18 protein-coding genes and 2 pseudogenes are annotated in these 20,394 nt (G+C 43.1%); 11 read left to right on the top strand and 9 right to left on the bottom strand.

From position 1 onward, the window contains the following. Positions 1 to 85 precede the first annotated feature (85 nt). A complete protein-coding gene (gene atpC / locus LEPTO7376_RS20045) occupies positions 86 to 490 on the top strand; it encodes an ATP synthase F1 subunit epsilon (protein ID WP_015135878.1) in 405 nt (134 codons plus the stop codon). A gap of 264 nt (positions 491 to 754) precedes the next feature. On the opposite strand, the gene LEPTO7376_RS20040 is transcribed toward atpC, so the two are convergent. Then, entirely contained in the window at positions 755 to 1,057 is a 303-nt protein-coding gene (locus tag LEPTO7376_RS20040) for a 30S ribosomal protein PSRP-3 (RefSeq protein WP_015135877.1), read from the bottom strand. Positions 1,058 to 1,345: 288 nt separating this feature from the next. Between LEPTO7376_RS20040 and rimP the strand changes: the two genes are divergently transcribed. The 8 genes from rimP to recO all read left to right on the top strand — a co-directional run bounded on the left by rimP (position 1,346) and on the right by recO (position 8,838). After that, positions 1,346 to 1,816, top strand: coding sequence for a ribosome maturation factor RimP (gene rimP, locus LEPTO7376_RS20035; RefSeq protein WP_015135876.1), 471 nt, complete (start codon positions 1,346 to 1,348; stop codon positions 1,814 to 1,816). 85 nt (positions 1,817 to 1,901) lie between these two features. Beyond that, on the top strand, positions 1,902 to 3,251 hold the full coding sequence (nusA, locus tag LEPTO7376_RS20030; RefSeq protein WP_015135875.1) for a transcription termination factor NusA: 1,350 nt from the start codon (positions 1,902 to 1,904) through the stop codon (positions 3,249 to 3,251). Between the two features lie 51 nt (positions 3,252 to 3,302). Further along, positions 3,303 to 3,551 carry a YlxR family protein gene (locus LEPTO7376_RS25260; RefSeq protein ID WP_015135874.1) on the top strand — a complete coding sequence of 83 codons (249 nt, stop codon included), beginning with the start codon at positions 3,303 to 3,305 and terminating at the stop codon, positions 3,549 to 3,551. A 222-nt stretch (positions 3,552 to 3,773) separates the two neighbouring features. Beyond that, on the top strand, positions 3,774 to 6,713 hold the full coding sequence (infB, locus tag LEPTO7376_RS20025; RefSeq protein WP_015135873.1) for a translation initiation factor IF-2: 2,940 nt from the start codon (positions 3,774 to 3,776) through the stop codon (positions 6,711 to 6,713). 187 nt (positions 6,714 to 6,900) lie between these two features. After that, positions 6,901 to 6,990 (top strand): cytochrome b6-f complex subunit PetN, encoded by a 90-nt coding sequence (gene petN / locus LEPTO7376_RS25255; RefSeq protein WP_015135872.1) that lies wholly within the window; start codon positions 6,901 to 6,903, stop codon positions 6,988 to 6,990. Between the two features lie 18 nt (positions 6,991 to 7,008). Next, positions 7,009 to 7,143 carry a hypothetical protein gene (locus LEPTO7376_RS28500; RefSeq protein WP_264308921.1) on the top strand — a complete coding sequence of 45 codons (135 nt, stop codon included), beginning with the start codon at positions 7,009 to 7,011 and terminating at the stop codon, positions 7,141 to 7,143. Positions 7,144 to 7,339: 196 nt separating this feature from the next. Next, positions 7,340 to 8,014, top strand: coding sequence for a deoxyribose-phosphate aldolase (gene deoC / locus LEPTO7376_RS20020; protein WP_015135871.1), 675 nt, complete (start codon positions 7,340 to 7,342; stop codon positions 8,012 to 8,014). A gap of 2 nt (positions 8,015 to 8,016) precedes the next feature. Next, the gene (recO, locus tag LEPTO7376_RS20015) at positions 8,017 to 8,838 is read left to right on the top strand and encodes a DNA repair protein RecO (RefSeq protein ID WP_015135870.1); all 822 of its coding nucleotides are present in this window, start codon (positions 8,017 to 8,019) and stop codon (positions 8,836 to 8,838) included. A 112-nt stretch (positions 8,839 to 8,950) separates the two neighbouring features. Here the strand turns inward: recO and LEPTO7376_RS20010 are convergent. Further along, positions 8,951 to 9,806 (bottom strand): annotated as a pseudogene (locus LEPTO7376_RS20010) (IS982 family transposase). A 219-nt stretch (positions 9,807 to 10,025) separates the two neighbouring features. Here LEPTO7376_RS20010 and LEPTO7376_RS26650 point away from each other — a divergent pair. Then, positions 10,026 to 10,199: a hypothetical protein gene (locus LEPTO7376_RS26650; RefSeq protein ID WP_216700262.1), complete on the top strand. Its 174-nt coding sequence runs from the start codon at positions 10,026 to 10,028 to the stop codon at positions 10,197 to 10,199. Between the two features lie 73 nt (positions 10,200 to 10,272). Here the strand turns inward: LEPTO7376_RS26650 and LEPTO7376_RS20005 are convergent, their stop codons facing one another. After that, positions 10,273 to 10,803, bottom strand: a complete 531-nt coding sequence (locus LEPTO7376_RS20005) for a DKNYY domain-containing protein (RefSeq protein WP_041764210.1) — start codon at positions 10,801 to 10,803, stop codon at positions 10,273 to 10,275. 521 nt (positions 10,804 to 11,324) lie between these two features. Between LEPTO7376_RS20005 and LEPTO7376_RS20000 the strand changes: the two genes are divergently transcribed. Continuing rightward, on the top strand, positions 11,325 to 11,795 hold the full coding sequence (locus tag LEPTO7376_RS20000) for an SET domain-containing protein-lysine N-methyltransferase (RefSeq protein WP_015135867.1): 471 nt from the start codon (positions 11,325 to 11,327) through the stop codon (positions 11,793 to 11,795). A gap of 236 nt (positions 11,796 to 12,031) precedes the next feature. On the opposite strand, the pseudogene LEPTO7376_RS19995 reads toward LEPTO7376_RS20000, so the two are convergent. The 6 genes and pseudogenes from LEPTO7376_RS19995 to LEPTO7376_RS19970 all read right to left on the bottom strand — a co-directional run bounded on the left by LEPTO7376_RS19995 (position 12,032) and on the right by LEPTO7376_RS19970 (position 20,310). Further along, positions 12,032 to 12,889 (bottom strand): annotated as a pseudogene (locus LEPTO7376_RS19995) (IS982 family transposase). 85 nt (positions 12,890 to 12,974) lie between these two features. Then, entirely contained in the window at positions 12,975 to 15,239 is a 2,265-nt protein-coding gene (locus LEPTO7376_RS19990) for a serine/threonine-protein kinase (protein WP_015135866.1), read from the bottom strand. A gap of 194 nt (positions 15,240 to 15,433) precedes the next feature. Continuing rightward, the gene (locus LEPTO7376_RS19985) at positions 15,434 to 16,171 is read right to left on the bottom strand and encodes a hypothetical protein (RefSeq protein WP_015135865.1); all 738 of its coding nucleotides are present in this window, start codon (positions 16,169 to 16,171) and stop codon (positions 15,434 to 15,436) included. A gap of 45 nt (positions 16,172 to 16,216) precedes the next feature. Continuing rightward, positions 16,217 to 16,606 carry an SET domain-containing protein-lysine N-methyltransferase gene (locus tag LEPTO7376_RS19980; protein ID WP_015135864.1) on the bottom strand — a complete coding sequence of 130 codons (390 nt, stop codon included), beginning with the start codon at positions 16,604 to 16,606 and terminating at the stop codon, positions 16,217 to 16,219. 97 nt (positions 16,607 to 16,703) lie between these two features. Then, positions 16,704 to 18,380, bottom strand: a complete 1,677-nt coding sequence (locus LEPTO7376_RS19975) for a DUF3352 domain-containing protein (RefSeq protein ID WP_015135863.1) — start codon at positions 18,378 to 18,380, stop codon at positions 16,704 to 16,706. A gap of 265 nt (positions 18,381 to 18,645) precedes the next feature. Next, positions 18,646 to 20,310: a DUF262 domain-containing protein gene (locus LEPTO7376_RS19970; RefSeq protein ID WP_015135862.1), complete on the bottom strand. Its 1,665-nt coding sequence runs from the start codon at positions 20,308 to 20,310 to the stop codon at positions 18,646 to 18,648. Positions 20,311 to 20,394: the final 84 nt, after the last annotated feature.

Below are 20,394 nucleotides of genomic sequence, written 5' to 3'. Positions count from 1 at the left end.
TTTAAGGTCAGTACTTTTGTGTAAAACGGAGTGCTGACCTTTTACACAAAAGTCGTCCTATTATTTGAATTAAATTTTTAAACTAATGGCTTTAAAAGTACGAGTGATCACGCCAGACCAAACGGTTTTGGATGACAGTGTAGAAGAGGTCATTCTGCCCAGCAGTTCTGGTCTAGTCGGTATTTTATCTGGACATGCTCCCCTATTAACAGCCCTAGAAACAGGTGTTTTGCGAGTACGCATCAACGGCTGGGAAAACATTGCCATTACCGATGGCTTTGCAGAAGTTGAAGAGAATGAAGTGAAAGTTCTCGTTAACGCAGCAACTAAGGCTTCTGATATTAATTTGGAAGAGGCTCGCCAAGCTTTTAACGCAGCTCAATCCAAGTTTGAAGGGATGAGCAGCGAAGCGGGGAAAGATTATTTTGATGCTCGCCAGGAATTTAAGCGTGCTCGGGCACTTTTCATGGCCGCAGGTGGTATGGCTTAATTCTGAAAATCAGTGAATCTTTAACACTTCAAAAGAAGTTCAAAGAATATCAATAAACCAAAAAGGCAGCCGATGAGGCTACCTTTTTTTCGTTTAATCACAAGTAAGTTTTTAGTTAACAGAGTAGGCGAGCTAACGCCCAACTACAAATAAAATTTAATCGATTTCAATACCAATTATATTTACGTCAAACAAAGTGATAATCGCTAATCTAATAGTTTTTATGCTTTACAAGACAAAATAAAATAAATAGTTTGAGTCAATCTAGTTGCTGCCACTAAATGCGACTTCAGGGAATTTTGCCTGAGCTTCCGCCATACTTGTCTTTTTACCGTTTTCTTGCCAGTAGTTAATAACTTCTGTTGCTTGGTTCAGGACGTCAATGCGCTCTGATTCAGAAATCCAATGCTTTGCTTCCATCTCGTCTTTAAGCTGTTGCCAAGCATCGTTACGGGGCCAGAAAAAATATGCAGTCAAAGGACTTGTGCCTTTTCCAACGACCTGATCAACGGCGATCGCCACATCTTTATCTAACCAAAGAACTTTTAAGAGAAATCTTTCTGCCAATGAAGCCTCCGAACCCAAATAGACAATTGGTTTCAAAAATTTACAGTCTACTATTCTACAGTGAAGCGGTTGATTTTTAACTGTTATCTACAAAATAATGGCGAAAAAATATAGAGAGAAGCACATAAAAAATCAGCAGGATAGGAGCTGTGCCCCTGCGATGAGGTCATTTTACCGAGACGATGATAATATGGAATTTAGAGTAAAGCGGCAAGCTTTACGAATCACACCTCGATTAAAGTTCATTGAAGTGGGTTTAGCCCGCTTTTTTTGTTGTCTAATTGTTTTATGGCTCATCCGCTGATTCCTGACATTATCGCCTGTGCTAAACCGATCGCTGAGAGCTTAGGTTTGGAACTTGTCGATGTCATTTTCCAGACGAATAAAAAGCCCCCTGTACTCCGAATTGATATCCGTAATTTGGAGCGAGATACGGGTTTAGAAGATTGCGAACAGTTTAGCCGTACTTTTGATCCCCACCTTGAATCACAAAATTTGATTCCGGGCGCTTATGTTTTGGAAGTGTCTAGTCCAGGAACCACACGGACCCTTAGCCTTGACCGTGAATTTATTGCATTTCGCGGTTTTCCGGTAATCGTTAAGACCTACGCGCCTTATAAGGAGAAGAAAGAATGGCGAGGGAATTTGCAACAGCGAGATGACGACATGATTCGTTTAACTCAAAAAGGTAAGGCGATCGCCATCCCAAGAGAACTCGTTGCCAAGGTGCAGTTAGACGATCAAACCAAATCATCATAAGCCAGACATCAGCTTGAGTATTGCCCAGCAATCAAGCCCTCTATTTTTTATTGTTAGTTTCCTGTTTTATTTAAATTAAATTTCTATGTCCCTTGTTAGTCTCACTGGTTTAGGTACGCTCGTTGCTGAAATTAGCGATCGCCATAACCTTCCCCAATCCGCCGTTCAAGATGCTCTCTGCGAAGCCTTATTAAAAGGCTACGAACGTTACCGTCGTTCCCAAAACCTCGACCAAGTTGTTCCTTTCGCCGAAGATTACTTCGATAACTTTGAAGTGGAGCTAGACCTAGAAGACGAAGGCTTCCGCGTACTATCGACAAAATTAATTGTGGAAGAAGTCGATAATACCGACCACCAAATCGCCCTTGTGGAAGTGCAAGAAGTTGCAACCGAAGCTCAACTGGGTGATTCCGTAATTCTAGATGTCACGCCAGAACAAAATGATTTTGGTCGGATGGCTGCGATCCAAACAAAACAGGTTCTTCTCCAAAAATTACGAGATCAACAACGTAAACTCGTTCAGGAAGAATTCCAAGAACTAGAGGGAGAAGTCCTACAGGCAAGAGTGCTTCGCTTCGAACGTCACTCGATTATCATGGCTGTCACCAGCGCCTTTGGTCAGCCAGAAACAGAATCTGAACTGCCTCGCCGCGAACAGCTTCCTAACGATAACTATCGTGCCAATGCAACCTTTAAGGTTTATCTGAAGAAAGTGAAAGAGGGTTCCCACCGTGGCCCTCAATTAGTGGTTTCTCGGGCGGCAGCAGACCTCGTTGTTTATCTTTTTGCCAACGAAGTACCTGAAATTGAAGAGGAAATCGTTCGAATTGTCGCCGTAGCACGGGAAGCAAATCCTCCAACTCGTTATGTCGGGCCTCGAACTAAGATTGCGGTTGATACCGTTGAACGCGATGTTGATCCTGTCGGCGCATGTATTGGTGCGAGAGGTTCTCGTATTCAAGCAGTCGTTAATGAGCTACGTGGCGAAAAAATCGATGTGATCCGTTGGTCTCCCGACCCAGCGACTTATATCTCTAATGCCCTTAGCCCAGCACGGGTTGATGGCGTGATTTTAGTGGATGCTGAAGAAAGACAGGCGATCGTTCTTGTTCCCGAAAATCAATTGAGTCTTGCCATCGGTAAAGAAGGTCAAAATGTTCGTTTGGCGGCCCGTCTCACGGGTTGGAAAATCGACATTAAAGATAGCCAGAAATATGAAGACGAGCAGGCAGCTTTGGCTGAGGCAGCAGCGGCGGCACCTCCCGAAGATGACATCGACGAAATAGATGATGCTGACTTTGAGCCTGAGACTAAGCTTGAAACCGACACAATTGAATCTGAAGCAGCTGAACCTGTTGAAGAGATTGAAGAAGACGAGTCTATTGAAGAAACAGAAGTAGTGGAGGCGATTGAATCAGATACTGAAGAGGAATAGGATGACACTTAATGTGTTTCTTGGGCGATCGCCCTTTATTGAAAAAGCCAGATGGTTAAGACGAATCACCGCCGCTGCGTTGCCTGTCGCAAGCTAGCCCCCAAAGAATATTTTTGGCGAGTCGTTAGAGTCTATCCATCCCAGGCGGTACAATTGGATGAAGGTATGGGGCGCTCAGCTTATCTTTGTCCGACCCCTGACTGCTTGACCATTGCCCAACGTAAAAATCGTCTCGGGCGATCGCTCAGAAAGCAAATACCCTCTGAAATTTATCAGCAACTAACATCAAGACTTCATTAACACGAACCTCATGGTCTTCAGTTATTCTCTAAAACGTTTTCTAATCCCAAGTTCTTAATCTAAAAAACATTCATTAATCCACTATCGAGCACGAAAAAACATGATTTCGACAACAACCCAGGAGGATAGAACATTCCTTTACTAACCCCCCCCAACCCAACCCCCTTACAGCAACAACTACACAAAAAACACACCTATAGACTCAGGAAAGGACATTATTGAATGAATAACGGCAAAGTTAGAATTTACGAACTCTCAAAGGAGCTAAATCTCGAAAATAAAGATATTTTGGAAATCTGCGAGAATCTTTCAATTGCGGCAAAAAGCCATAGCAGCACTATTACAGAAGCCGAAGCTGAACAAATTCGTGCTAATGCAACAACCGCTACACCTAAAGTTGCAAATAAGCCGAAGCCCCAGCGTCCGAAAAAGAAGAAACAAGAGATTTTAGCCGTCCAGTCCAGTCCTAAAAGTACTCAGAGTGCGCCCGCTGACAACGTAGCAAGTGCTCCCAGCCCAAGTAATGATTCCCCACAATCAACTGGGCGTAAATTAGAACGACCGAGGCTACAGTCTCCGCCAAATCGTGGCAGTAAGACCACAGCTCCGAAAGCAGTGCAAAAGATTGTATCTGCTCCAACATCCGCACCAACTGAGACTAATGCAGCAGAAGTTGCAGAGCAAGAACCAGCAAAAACACCAGCGAAACAAAATGTGGTTAAACCCAAATTGGTTTCTCCCCCTTCGCGCCCCAGTAAAAAAACAGCATCCAAGCCCGCAACATCTAATTCCCGCCCCGATGGCAAGCAACAAGTTGCGAAAAAAGCTGATGGCAATGCAAAACCGAGTAAAGGTGGCCCACAATTAAGGCCGAAGCCTCAGATTGTTGGTACTGTCAGTCGTAATGCCAAAAAGCCCAAAGAAGCGGAGCCCGAACTAGAAACAATCAGTGCTGATTCGGAAGCAGGCGATGATGCAGCTTCAACTGAAACACTCCTTGCACCTCCCAAGCGTCCTCAGCCTAAACCGAAGAAGTCTCTAGGTACTAAGCCCAGCAGCAGTAAGCGCAAGAAGTGGGAAGAGGAAGAAGAAGAGCAACGGGCAGCTCAGAAGAATAAAAATTCCAAACTCAAGCGTCGTCCTGTTGTCATTGATGATGATGATGATGAGTTAGAAACAGCTCTAGGTAGTGAGAAGGAAGCAACACCCGTTAGTCTTTCCATTGCTCGTCCTCCGAGACCGAAGAAGACAACGGCAAGTAAGCCACCAACTTCTAAGCCTCGTAAACCAAGTACCAAGAAAGGTGGTGGGTCGAACTCGTCATCTCAGCAAAAAAATCAGAAGCGTGATCGCCCTGAAGTCCAGGCACCTCCAGAGGAAATCACGCTCACAGAGACCATGACCCTCAGGGAAATGGCAGAGGCGCTACATATTTCCGAGACAGATATTATTCGTCGTCTCTTTACGAAGGGGATCGCGATTAATATCACCCAAACTCTCGACTATGACACCGCTCAAATGGTCGCAGAAGAGTTTGAAGTAACTGTTAACGCGCCGGAGGAAACATCCGAGGCAACGAAGTCCACTGAGATGTTGGATGTCGATGACCTTGATAATCTCCAGAACCGTCCACCTGTCGTAACAATCATGGGTCACGTTGACCACGGTAAAACGACTCTCCTTGACTCTATCCGTGAAACTAAAGTTGTACAGGGCGAAGCAGGTGGTATTACGCAACATATTGGTGCATATCATGTTGATGTTGAGCACAACGGCAAACCTTCCCAGATTGTCTTCCTAGATACACCGGGTCACGAAGCGTTTACCGCAATGCGAGCGCGGGGTGCAAGGGTCACAGATATTGCTGTTCTCGTTGTAGCGGCTGATGATGGTGTACGTCCCCAAACGCTTGAAGCAATTAAACACGCCCAAGCAGCCCAAGTTCCCATCGTTGTTGCGATTAACAAGATGGATAAAGCCACAGCTGAGCCTGATCGCGTGAAGCAAGAGCTTTCTGAACAAGGTCTTCTTCCTGAAGAGTGGGGTGGCGAAACCATTATGGTTCCTGTTAGTGCTTTAACAGGTGAGAACCTTGATACATTGCTGGAAATGTTGCAGCTCGTTTCTGAAATTGAGGAGCTATCGGCAAACCCAGATCGTCTAGCGAAGGGTACTGTTATTGAGGCACACCTCGACCGTGCCCGTGGTCCAGTAGCTTCGTTACTTATCCAAAACGGTACGTTACGCGTTGGTGATGTCATCGTGGCGGGTTCTGTCATGGGTAAAATCCGTGCCATGATTGACGACCGTGGTGATCATGTAGAAGCAGCAACACCATCATTTGCAGTGGAAATTCTCGGTCTCAATGAGGTTCCTGCTGCCGGTGATGAGTTTGATGTCTATTCTGGTGAGAAAGAAGCACGGGCGATCGCCGAGCAGCGCGCGGAAGGCAACCGTCAGACTCGACTTCAGCAAGCAATGTCTTCTCGTCGTGTGAGCTTAAGTAGTCTTTCTGCTCAAGCAGAAGAAGGCGAGCTCAAGGAATTGAACCTGATTCTCAAGGCCGATGTACAGGGTTCTGTGGAAGCGATCTTGGGATCACTACAACAGCTCCCTCAAGACGAAGTGCAAATTCGCGTCTTGCTTTCTGCTCCTGGTGAAATTAGTGAAACTGATGTTGACCTAGCTGCAGCGAGTGGAGCCGTCATTATTGGCTTTAATACAACCCTTGCTCCCGGTGCGCGACAAGCTGCGGAACAGGAAGGCGTTGACATTCGTGAATACAACGTCATCTACCGTTTCCTCGAAGAAATTCAAGGGGCAATGGAAGGTCTCCTCGATCCCGAAGAGGTCGAAGAGCATCTCGGCAAAGCCGAAGTGCGGGCAGTCTTCCCTGTGGGTCGTGGCTCCGTGGCTGGTTGTTATGTCCAGTCAGGTAAAGTCGTTCGGAACCGGATGGTGCGCGTCAATCGTGGCAGTGTTGTGGTTTATGAAGGTCCTCTCGATTCTCTCAAACGGGTGAAGGAAGACGTTCGTGAAGTGAACTCCGGCTACGAATGTGGTATCGGCGTCGATAAATTTAGCACTTGGAAAGAGGGCGACATTATTGAAGCCTTTGAAATGGTGTTTAAGCAACGGACTTTGGCTGGCCGCAAAAGCTAAACGGCGATCGCCAATGTAACGAACTAAATAACTAAATAATTAGCTTTAAGCCTCTCACATGATGTGAGGGGCTTTTGTATGAAATGTAGTCATCTGAAAGAAGTTCTGATAGAGCATTCACCTAGGGTCGGCTTTCACGATATTATGTTGGGGATAACTTGATAAAAATTCAGCATAATTTAGACATATGGATGTTCTCTCTCTAGGCTGGGGCGCAATGCTCGCTCTTTTTGCTTGGTCGATCGCGATGGTTGTTTGGGCAAGAAACGGTTTCTAAAAAACCTTTCAAAAAGTTGTGGAAACGTATTTTTTAAATTCTCTTTTTCTCGGAGCACTCGTTCTCCTGCTCCTTGTGAGTGGTGGTATCTCCTACCTCACTTTTGTTGAATGGCGCGATCGCCGTCGTCAAGAGCGAGATCGACGTGGATAATCATTAATCTAGAATTAGTGCTTTAACCGCTAAAAATAATTGTATTTTTTAGCCTGAAGTCCTCTGCTACCGTTGCGGAGGCTTTTTAATGACTGGCTGATCACAACATTTCTTTGCAGATAAAAACGTTTTAATCAGTGAGCGCAAGGTTTTTCGGTAATCTGTCAAAATTAGAGTAGTCCGTTATCGACCCATTATGGCTATTCCCGAGTATGACATTGACCTTTCTCGCTACATTGAGCATTCTATGCTGCATCCCGCAGCAACTGTAGAGCAAGTCAAACACTATTGCCAAGCGGCGGATCAATGGCGTTTTCCTTGTGTTTGTATTTATCCGAATATGGTTCGCGTCGCAGAGGAAGCATTGCATAAAAGTCGTACCAATGTTTGTACTGTCATTGGCTTTCCATCAGGTGCCCACACCGCTGCCTCCAAACTCTATGAAGCCCAAGAGGCTGTGGACAATGGCGCAACAGAGCTTGACGTCGTGATGAGTCTCGGATTACTCAAGATGGGTAACTCTGATGGTATTTATAAAGAAGTGGCTCAGATCCGTGAGACAACAAATGCCGTAGTAAAGGTGATTTTAGAGACTGGTTTGCTGACAGATGATGAAAAATGTTTGGCGGCGGAAATCTGTTTAGATGCAGGGGCTGATTATCTTAAAACGTCAACGGGTTGGTTCGGTGGCGCAACAGTTGAGGATGTTGAGCTTTTGTACAGTATTACAAAGGGTCGTATCGGCATTAAAGCGGCTGGTGGGATCAAAACTGCCACACAGGCGATCGCCCTCGTCCAGGCAGGAGCGACTCGTTTAGGCACATCCCGTGGCGTAAAAATTATGGAAGAGCGGGAAGCGATGGCGGACTAGGTATGGCAACTCCCTTTAAGGTGACTGGCATTGTGATTAAAGGTTTTCCTTTTGGGGAATCGGATCGTCTTGTCACTATTTTGTCCCCCGAATTGGGATTGCTAAAAGCCGTGGTGCCGAGTGCGCGAAAGCATCGTTCGCAGCTGCGGGGACGCACTGAACTTTTAGTGGTCAACGATTTTTTGTTAGTTAAGGGGCGATCGCTAAATCGAGTAAGCCAAGCAGAAACGCTAACATCCCATGCTGGCTTAAGTAAGGATTTTGCGAAGTTGGCCGCCGGACAATATTTAGCAGAACTGGTTGGTTATTTGGGCGCGAGCGATTTGTATCAAGCAGAACTCTATAATCTGTTGCTGGAGCACTTACAGCGTTTGGAGAAGTTAGAGGTTACGACAGAAAATCGGGTTACAGAAATTGTGGCACATCTTACCCAAGCGATTTTTCATTTGCTGGCGATCGCCGGGCTTGCCCCCCAGACCCAACGCTGCAATGTAACCCAAGATGTTGTGGAGGCAAACTTCACAGACCCTCGGTGGCGAACAGGTTTCAGCCATAATCTTGGTGGTATTCTCAAACTCGATCAACGACCCACTAGTGTGAAGCTCGATCAACGATTAACAGCACTCGAATTGGATTTATTGCAATGTCTCGCCGCTGCAACTCTGCCAGATTTTGCATCATGGTCAGAACGTAAAACCGTATTTCCTTTAGAAACGGCTTGGTTACGATTGGAGCGATTATTGCGAGATTACAGTGAATATCACATCGGCAAATCTCTAAAAACCGCAATTTTAATTGATACTCTTGCGCCCCTCTCTTTTTAGGGCGATCGCCTAACCGCAGTCATAACCACTACAATCACAGAAGTCAAAATCACAACCTTCCAGACAATCGGGAATGCTATTACACGTGAGTTCGGGATAAGGAATCAAGGTTCTAATCAAGTTTTAGAGAAGGTTTCTTGGGCTGATGACAGTAGGCAATGAGACAACAGCAAGTTGACACAAACATTGGCAGGACTGCGATGGCGAGAATGCTCAATCTGAGAAATATTCTTCAGTTGGTCAATCACTGTTTCAATCAAAGCTCGCTTACGAGCAAAAAGTTTATTTTGATAAACCATCAAATGATGCTTCATATTTCGACGAGGTTTAGCCATTAGGGTCACCTCATGTTCCTCTTGAAGATGCTGGGCTAAAGATTGTGAGACATAGCCTTTATCGGCAAAGACTTTACCCCATAAGTCTTGCCATAACTCCACTATAGGTTGGCGGTCATCGGTATTTCCGGGCGTCACTTGGACGTTGAGTAATTCTCCTCGCTCATTGATGACCAGGTGTAGTTTGAAGCCGAAGAACCATCCCACCGAAGTCTTGCCCCTTGCCGCGCAACCTTCAAAAACACGGTGTTGAGAGATACGGCGATTATGGCAAACCTTGATGCTGGTGGCATCAATGAAGCTAATACCAGTGTATTGTCCGAAGCATCGTCGCAGATATGTACAGAGAGGAATCAAGCTCGAAAGTATCCATGTCACAAAGCGTTGATAGCTCACAGCTAGAGGAAACTCTTGTTGCCAATCGCATTTCACCTTGATGAGATAGAAATGCTTGAAATTTCGATAGTGAGATTGATGGAAAGCAATGAGAATAGTCATCACCTCACTCAGACTGAGGCTTCTCTGACGGCGACGGTATTTTTTGCCAGAGCTGAGTAACGCTTGATGCCATAAGGGTTCAAAGACTTGGCAGAAATCATCAACATGGCAAAACAGAGCCTCTAGACTGGACATGGGAGAAAGCCGTGGATTCGTTACAACTTCCACGATATGGGCTTTCTCCTTTTCTTTCCTTATCCAGAACTCACGTTATGTACTGATTTCGCAACAAAACATTCTAATTGAAAATATCGTATTGATTGAGCTCAATCAATACGATATTGCATAAAATAATCGCTGCTCAATAAAGAATCAAGAAGCCTCAAACCCAGATTAGGAAAGACTTTTTTCCTGTTGTTCTTATCCCGAACTCACGTTGAATTAGGCGATTTTTTAGGGACTGTAATTGCGGGGATTTATCAGGGTATTCGAGAAGGCAAGTCTAATAATCCCAGTCATTATCGAGAAGCGGCAGGTCGAGAGCATATGAGCTGGCAAACCTATTTTGAAAGCATCAAAGTAGGATAAATTACTTCAGATGAATAGCGATCCAAAGACTATTGAGACAGCTTATCATTTTCAGCGAAATGCAATTGAAATATCAGTCAATCCGGCGACCCATATTGTAAGAGTGATTTTTGTCCTCAGCATGGCTAGTCACTTCACCTGTGACAACAAATGATTCTGGGTCTGCGCCTTCGACAATATTTCTGAGGTAGTAAACATTGTCACGATCTTTCGAATAACCCCGAGACAAAATTTGCCAATGTTCAACATCTTCGGTGACTGGTATTGACTTCCAATAAATCTGGTTGGCATCGCGACTGAATTCTTGACGCCAATCCTCCACCACAAAACTTTTAGGATCAGCACTCGTTAGCTGTACTTCGCCAAAAAATACTCTTTTGCCGTCTGAACCATACAGATCTCCACTCCACGGAATAGTCCGAATAGTATTGGGGTCTGCGCCTCGAACTTCTTTTGATTTGAACTGCCATTGCATATTGTCAAAAGCTCGAAAATAGACTTTGCCGTCACTAACCTTGTAGCCACTATTACTTTTGAACCAAATTAGTACTAATGCAAGGAATAAGACGATCGCCAACGCAGCATAGAGATAAAGTTGACCCATCCTACTCAGAATCTTGCCCATAGTGATTCACGCCAGCTCAGTATCTAGTCTCATTTATCGGCGATTATTTAGTTCTCGGCAAGTTTAGAGATTAGGCGATCACTCAATCTCTTTAAAACTCATATTTCAAAATATTCAGTGAAATAATACTCTAGCAATACTGTAAGAGAAATGGCGATCACTGTTGAGATTTTGATGGATCGACCTACCTTGTCCCCATGATTATCCACACGTATTTATTGATAGTTTAATCACTTATTATATTGGTGTGATTATTTCAGAAAATATTGATGCAAAAAATAACGAATAGAACTTTTAGATAACACTAATATAAAAGGTAGATAATCAGGCATTTTCTAATTCCCAAAACTTTGTCTTTATACAAAACAACATTTTATTGCTTTACTGACAGAAAATACTGAGTACATGATATTCCTATATTAATTAATTCGCTTTGTCATAAACATTGTTTCGGCATTAAAAATTATATTGTTATCATTGACTTTCGGGAAAAACTAAAGATGCATAACGGATATGAATTGAGAACAGTCGGTAATAAGGATGAAGGAGTTTTTAGCCTACGTCATTTTAAAACTGCTGAGATTGTCATGGTCGGTAAGATCAAAGAAATTTTGAGTAGTAATGACTCTCATGCCTCGCAGATTGCTAAAGGTATATTTGCCCGACATACAGGTGATATCCCTAAAGTAAATCACTCCTGTGGCCCAAATTGTGGTGTCAAACTTAATGAATCAGGAGCTCATGATTTTGTCGCTAGACGGGATATCACAGTAGGTGAAGAAATCACATTTGATTATGCGATGAGGAATTATATTATTGAACATTTCCCTCTCCAATGTGCTTGTGGCGCTGACAATTGTCGAGGTCAAGTAACAGGCTGGAAAGATTTATCAGTAGAACAGAAAAAACATTATGACGGTTTTGCTGCTCCTTATCTGCATGAGTTGGATACAGAACTGAAAACAAGATAAAAGGCCTCTGATGTGTTACTAGTGCTCAAACATAAACTAGTAGAAAAGACTAAAGTCAGATTTTTTTACATCTTAAAGCCTTATTTCTCGATGCTATTTTTTTAGTGAAAGCTATTATGAATATATACCAAGTTAGTTTGAGATGAAGAGATTAATAATTGGACTTTAGAAAATGGTTAGCTACTATCTTTTTTGCTTACCTAAATAACGTGAGTTCGGGATAAGGAATAAAGGTTCTAATCAAGTTTTAGAGAAGGTTTCTTGGGCTGATGAGAATAGGCAATGAGACCACACAGCAAGTTGACACAAAAATTGGCAGGACTGCGATGGCGGGAATGCTCAATCTGAGAAATATTCTTCAGTTAGTCAATGACTATCTCAATCAAAGCTCGCTTACGAGCCAGCACTTTGTCACGCCAAAGCATCAGGTGATTCTTCATATTGCGACGAGGCTTAGCTAGAAGCCTCACATCATATTCTTCTTGTAAATACTGTGCCAGAGCTTGAGAGACGTAACCTTTATCAGCAAAGACTTTTCCCGATAACTCTTTCAATAGCTCTACCACAGGCTTTCTATCATCAGTGTTGCCGGGTGTGACTTTCACATTGAGTAATTCTCCACGGTCATTAATCACCAGATGTAGTTTGAAGCCAAAGAACCAACCCACAGAGGTTTTACCTCGAGCAGCATGACCTTCAAAAACGCGATGTTGAGAGATGCGGCGATTGTGACAAACCTTGATACTGGTGGCATCAATGAAACTAATACCTGTGCATTGACCATAACAGTGACGCAAATAGACACACAGTGGTACTAATGTTGAAGGCATCCACTCCACAAAACGTTGGTCACTCACGGCTCTTGGAAAAGCTCTTCGCCAGTGATGACGCACATTGATGAGATAGAAATACTTGAAGTTACGATAATGAGATTGATGAAAAGCAATCAATATCGTCATTATCTCGCTGAGACTAAGGCTTCTGGGGCGATGCCGTCGCTTTTGTTTTGAGGCCAGTAATTGTTGTTGCCATTGAGGTTCAAAGACTTGGCAGAAATCATCAACAGCACAAAACAAAGGTTCTAGACTGAGCATGGGAGAAGGTGGTGGACTGGTTATCAACTTCCACAATATGCACTTTCTCCTTTTCTTCCCTTATCTCGAACTCACGTTATTCAGATTAGAGCCAAGGTAATAGACTGTCTAGGCCAGATTTAATATCCTCAGCGGTTTCTTCCAGCTCTTCTTTAAGTTCTTCCTTGAGCTCTTCTTTGAGTCGACGACGTTCGAGTTCAGCTTCGGCTTGCTCACGATTGGCGAGAATCTCTTCATCACCAGGCTTATATTGCAAAGCTTGATCATAGGCGGCGATCGCCTCGGCATAGTCCCCGATAAGTAGGTGAGAATTGCCTTTGAGTTCCCAACTATTGCCGTCTTGGGTTTTTAGGGCAAGGGCACGCTCATAGGCGGCGATCGCCTCAGGATAATTCTTTGCTTCGTAGAAGAGGTTCCCGAGATTGACCCAGCTACTATGGTCATTACCTTTAATGCTGACAGTGCGACGGTAGGCCATAATTGCCGTGTCTCGATTATTCGCCTGTTGGGCATTCCACGCGAGATGATACCAAGCGCGATCATTCTCTGGCTCTAACTCAACCACTTTCGTAAAAGACTGCTGGGCATCACGAAATTTCTCAAGATTTTCGAAAGCAATCCCTTGGCTATACCAAGCGGGAGCGTGATCCGGCTTAAGTTTTACCACGCGACCATAAGCATTTTTTGCTTCTTGATAATTGGCTAGTTTGAAATAGCTATTTCCTTTTTGATACCAAATATTTGGGTCAGAATTATTGATGCGCAGCGCCCGATCATAGGCGGCGATCGCCTCTTTATATTGCTCTTGTTGATGATGAATCCAGCCCTTTTCGTACCACGCCCAAGCTTGGCGACTATCTAGTTTCAGAACCGCCTCTAGGCTTCTGAGAGCATTCTCGCGATCATCCTGAGCAAGATGAATTTGCGCTTTTGTTTGCCAAATTTCTAAATTATTGCCGTTCCCCTGAATGGCTCGATTTAGAGACGTAATTGCTTGGCCATATTGTTGGCGATCGCTGTAAATCTTGCCCCGCCCCCACCAAGCTTCCCAATCATTCGGACTGAGCTGGAGCAACTCATCATAGGTCGCCAAAGCTTCGTCATAACGCTGGAGCTGTTGTAAAACCTGCGCCTTACCGAGTAATGCCCCTTGATGACTCGCATCTTGGTTGAGGACTTCTTGATAGCTAGCGAGAGCGTTTTCGGCTTCACCCAGCTCTTGATAAACTTGCCCCTGCTCATATTGCTCAATCCGTTCCTGACGACTAGACAGCCATTGCATGCCAATATTGAGCGTCGCGCCTAAACTCACCACAGCTGCTAGACCTAAACCAATCACCACAGCCATTGCTGTGCGATCTTTTGGATTAATGGTGAAAGCTCGGCCAGCTCCCTGAGGAACCTGAGTATAAAAAGACGAGGTCGCCACTGGCACTGGAGCAGCTTGTACATTATTGGCTGGCACATTTGCTGGGTCGGGCACTTGGGGACGGAGCACCACAGTATTTGATTCCTCTTCTTTTCCCATTTCATTAAGAGCATCGAGGGCAGCTTGGGCGGAAAAATATCGTTCCCGAAAATCATGGCGCACCATCTTGTCGATAATGTCAGCAAATTCAGGGTCAAGATGGATGATCGTATCTCGCCAAATTAACTCTGCAGTGTGAGGATCGGTTGCGAGGGTATGAGGAAACTGTCCTGTAAGAGCTTCAATGGCAATCATCCCTGCTGCATAAATATCACTACCAAATTGTGGACGACCTTGAGCCTGTTCGCTGGGGATATAGCCTTGGGTACCAATGGCCACTGTGGCGCGACCCGTTGCCTGCTGAAATTGGGTGGTAACTCTTTTTACTGCACCAAAATCAATTAAACAGAGACGGCGATCGCTAGCCCGACGGATGAGGTTACTGGGGTTGAGGTCACGGTGAATGACATTACTACCATGCACAAACACCAAGATCTCTAAAATTTCTTTGAGAATATCGACAACTTGATCTTGAGACAGTCTGCCCTGCTGCCGAATTTCTTGCCGTAAATCTTGCCCTCTAATGTATTCCTGAACGAGATAAAACTCGTGTTGCTCCTCGAAATAAGCAAAAAGCTGTGGGATGGCATCATACTTCCCCAACTCATATAAAATTTGTGCCTCAGTTTCAAATAGCCGCCGCGCTGTTTTGAGAGATTGCGGATCGTCCATTTGTGGTTTGAGTTGTTTTACCACGCAGGCAGGATGTTCTGGCAGATGCAAGTCCTCCGCAAGAAAAGTTGCCCCAAAGCCCCCTTGGGCAAGTTCTTGGGAGATGCGATAGCGTCCATTAAGGGTCGTTTGTCCGGTAGGCAACGTCATGGTAGGGAGTTCGGAGGGCACAGGATGATGGCAGAATAATATAGGTTATCTGACTCTAGACTTCATCAGACCCAAAATTGATTCCGTATTTTCATCTTAATGGCGATTCGCACAACCATTAACGTTCATGATGCTCTTAATAAATGATTACGTTGAAAAGATGCAGGAACATGAACAACGCTCGACAATTTATTTTAGACAAGACGATGTTGATATAATTCTTGATAAACCTGATTGCATTGTTTAAGCAAATCATGAAGTTCTGGAGGAATCACTTCTGTCTTCGGTTTATCAGGATGAAAAGTCGTTGAATTCCTAACGGTGTCATACCAATGGTATTTGCTCCAAACATCATTAGTCGGATTACCATTTGGCCATGACAACATTGCTTTATCAAAGTCAATTTCCAACGCTGCACAAAGCAATGAAAGAGTACGTTTGGGATTCTCTAATAAATCTTTCGCATCAACCACTGGTGGAATTTGACTGTTAAATTCACAAACTTGATTAAATAATTTTTTTAAGCGTAAAGTACCGAGACTTTCTAGAGTGGGTGTTGTGCCCCAGAGTTTCAGGTAGGATAGAATCATTTCCCGTGGATCACGAATGAGAAAGCAATTGGTTAATTGATGAACCCAGTGCGTCTCAATGTGAGGAAGCAGCCGATAAACCATAAACTTATAGTAATAAATTGATTTATTGGGTGACGTTCTTGTTGTTACTTGAGTGATAATTTTACGCCAATCTGTTTCATATTGAGCCAGGATTTCTGCCTGCTCTGGATCTTGACGGTCGCTAATAAAAAGATAGTGGGGATAAAGAGGTTCATCTTGAACAAAAGTATCTGGACGAGATGACCAAGACCTTAATAGAACAGTAGACAGACAACGGGGACTCGCCCACATTGCAATGCGCTTTACTTCGGGTTCCATGATTCTAAATCTTTTAACTCGGAAAACGTTTAGAGTGGTAGTTAATTAAGTGACAAATTTACTAGCCAACGAATACTCATTAATATTGGCATAGAAAATGGAGACTTCTTCATTAGGCTGTATATCTTCTTTGGCAATCAAATGTGCCCATAAACCAAGTTCATTCTCGACCCATTCAATGTAAGAATTAGGCTTCTCTGAGTGGTTGCAAAGGGTTGAAGTTCCAAAAACAAGATAGCCATCCACCTTCTTTTGAATACGATACTCTGAGAGCCGTACAAAGCAATATTTAAAAATACTAGTTTGTCTAATCATATCCCATTGTTCTTTGGGGAAAGATGACACTGGAGAAGCTTCAATCAAGGTTCCTTTTGCGATAAGAGTAGTAGCGACAACTCCTCGCCCTTTTGGTGGAATGATTTTGACTTTAATCACAGGATAAAAATACTTTAACTATTTTTACAGTAGTATTATTATTGTTTTTTTTGCAAGAACAATAACTATTTAATTAATGTATATGGACTTTATTTATTTAGTTTTGGATTGACTCCGGCGACAGAGTAAAGAACAATGTCGAACGGCGAATATCTTCAGTATTCCCGGAGCTGGTGAGGCTAAGAGAATTTAGGTGATTAAAGAAGGGTTTCGCGACATAGTCCACCACTCGCAAAATAGGCACTTGGGTTTTAAAAAGGGAAGAACCGCGCCGCCAATCGGCATAGAGATAACCACCATTTTTGCTGGGGAGTTTTTGGAGACTAGTTTTAAAGTTTTTATTGTCGAGTAGGGATTGTTTCTTGCTGGCTTTAATAGCACGGCTGAGAACTTTGACTGAGCTGGCAAAAAGTTCATAGTTTTCCACGCTAATGTGAGCACCTTGGACTTCCGCATTTAATTGCACTAAATCATCACGGTCGGAAGTATCAATGGCGGTCCAGGCTGTTACTTTGCGATCGTCCAAAGGCAGTCTACCGACACTTAATCCTTTAGCTTGGGCAAGTTCATCGAAATGGTCAATGATGGGATCAATATTCGTTTCTTCGTCCCGTGCAGCGACAAATAACCAATCTACTTTGCGAGGATCTTCGGTGGGGACGATCGCCAACGCATAGTCATCAGCAATCCATTCAAAAATATCAGCGGGTAAATCAATGCCGAGGGGCTCTTGAACAGCGACAACAGATTGCTGTAACACTTGGGATAGGGGGCTACTGGGATTCAGTCCAGTGGTTGCGTCTGTCCAAAGCTGATTTAAATCGCGTCCAGCCACTGCCAGTAAAGCTTGGGGCGGAATGTAGTTTAAGGCTTCAACGGGCTCAGTTAACATCGGACGGTTTAAAGCTGGTTCCGTATCCCCAATCAGCGCAGTCTCGGCAATTAAGCCATCGGTTTGTAAGCTTAGGGCAATCGCCAACCGTTGTTTTAGAGTCGGTTCTTCAGGATTGATATCGTTCGCTATCCAGGCACTCAGAGCAGGTAAATTTGCTACGGCAATACCAATATGATCGCGATCAATCGTTTCGAGGGCTTCGTTGTACTGAGGATCGTGGCTGAGGTTGAGATCAGGCACTTGCACTGTATTAATGGCACTGCGGAGCACTTTTCCTTCGCTGGCAAACAGCACATAATTTCCAACAATGGCGCTGGCAAATTGCTTTGTTTTCACATCTGGAATAACGAGATTTACGCCTTTATAGGTTTCGTAGCTTAAGGCAGAATCCGGTGACAAAGCCTGCTCAGTGTAGGCAAGCTGGAGAAATTCTTTTGCCAGTTCTTGATCCCGTGCCTCAACGACCAGCAGATATCCAGGCGTCACACCATTTTCAGGATTGCGATCCACATCGAGAGTGGTCACCGCTAAACTAATTTCGTTACCAAGCCATGGCTCAATTTGTTTGGTGTAGTCTAATCCCGTCGCACTCATCAAACTAGTTTTTGCTTGCTGGAGTTCCTGCAAGGTTTCCCGGCGTTTACCGTAGGGACTCTGCACTAATCCTAATGCAGCTAATTTCTCTGGATTCACGACCATCGACAGCATCAAGGGAGCCTGACGCGGGACAAATAACGCTGCTGCAGGGTTTGTCGCCACACCACCTTTTAGCCAAGGCAAAGGACTTTGAGCAAAAATGCCATACCAACTCGCTGCTCCCACAGAGAGCAACAATACAGCCAGCAGACCAAGGTAAACGAAAAAAGAACGGGATTTCATCAGCCACTCGAAAACGCACGCCAATCATTATCTCATTGTGCCTGAGCTTCTCTCACTCGACTCCAGATGAATACATAAATCTCAAGGGCTGGGCGATTGTCGGACATTTCTGTCATCGGCTGACACATCCGAAACAAATGCTATTCGTTCAGCAAGCCTAACCTTCTATCGTGTTATATCAACTTGAATTATTTTCAACATGGCTCAAAGTACCTTATAATTTCCCACCTCTACTATAGAAAAGAGAAGCATTTTCTTCTAAAAGTTATTCTGTAATCGTTGGCTCCTCTTCATAATCATCTTTTAGATCAGATTGATCTTGTAAGTCTCCATCTTGCCTAATAATTCTTTTACTGAGTTCTTCACTAACTTTTTTTGCTCTTTCCTCAAAGAAGACATCATAATCATCATCCCAAATACCAAATCCATCAATATCTATTAAATGACTTTTCATTGCAGATTCAATGTCTTTATTCTTATTTTTAAAATCATTCATGTATAAAGATGGTGCTTTAGTTCTAATAAGCCTTTTGTTTAAAAAATCATCGACAATTGTTATATTCAGAATATGGTTTATCCTAAATGAATCTTCTTGTCTTTTCAATAAATAAGCTTTTGGGAAAAAGTGATGGTAATTTTTACTGTTTGCTTGTTTTAGCCAATAATTACTGATGTTGACTAGTGAACTATCAACAAATGATTGAGGTTGGAAATATGCATAAATGGACAAAATTGCTTTTATATAGCTTCTGCCCGCACTAAACCATCCATTATTAATAATAAAGTCAGGAGAAGTATCTACAGCATAGTCATAAGTAGGTAGCTGATCATTCAAAATTTGATCAATTCTTTTAATATCCTGAGCTAATTTGCTTTCAAGAGAAGACGAATATCTTCCAGATAAAGAACATCTCCAAAAGAAATCCTCTAAGAATTTTTGCTTGTCTCCTGTAGGTTTATCAGGGTGGTGAAAAAAGAAATATGAAAATTGCACAATGAGCCCGTTATAAGGCAAAAGTTGTGAAACAGGGATTCTATAATAACTTCTGAAATATTCTATACAACGTTCAATTGCATCTTTTGCTTTTTCCCACACTTCAATAAACTTATTCTTATCAAGTTTTAGTATCGTTTTTCGATTACATTCTTTAGCTAGAATCATGGAAACAGTCTGAAGAATAATAGCATCAGAGATGGTTTCGTAATTCAGAGGTTTTAAAACATCCAATAATTCCTGAAATTTTTCAGATAAATCAAACTTTTTCTCATGATCATATGTTTTTGCAACCATGATCTCAAAAAGAGAAAGAGGTTTTCCTCCTACATTAATACGTGTAAATATCTCTGTCGCAATATCAATGGGGACATCTTGAACTTGAATAATTGAAAATTGATAGCTTCGTATTCTATCTTGGTATTCTTTAATCTTTGGATGATAGATGGACTTATATAAGCCAAGTGAGGTGAAATCACCTTCTAATAAAGTCAAAATACTTATTAGTTGATCTTTTTCTTTCCCTTCAGCATTAACGACAACTATTTGTTCAAACTTGCTAGCTTCTAAGTCGATAAATATCTTGGAGAAATCGTCTTCTTTTTTCCCTTCTCTATATAACTTAATGCCTCGTAAACTTGCAAAGAGACTTGTTAAACGTTGTTGACCATCTAATACATAGTCAATCAATTGATTTTCATCAGGTTCAGGGAGGGATTGTTGTCCAAGTTTTTTGATGGAGCGAAGTCTTTCTTGTGTTCGCCAAAAGATAAAAGTCCCTATCGGATATCCTTTAACGATGCTATCAATGAGACCTGCTGACTTCTGCATTGTCCAAACGAAATCTCTTTGAAACTGAGGAATCTGAATCTGTCCTTCTAATATATCTGTGATTAGGCTAGTGAATGTTCGAGTTTGAGGCTGAGGTAATGACATTTACGTGAAGAGGATCGGATTTGGTTCATTTTAAAGTAGTTGCTAAGTATTTTCTGAATTAGGGATTATATTGTTGTTTTGAAG

This window comes from [Leptolyngbya] sp. PCC 7376, from assembly GCF_000316605.1.
Taxonomy (GTDB): domain Bacteria; phylum Cyanobacteriota; class Cyanobacteriia; order Cyanobacteriales; family MRBY01; genus MRBY01.
The sequence above is the reverse complement of the archived record's forward strand: the minus strand, read 5'-3'. Positions and strand labels throughout refer to the sequence as shown.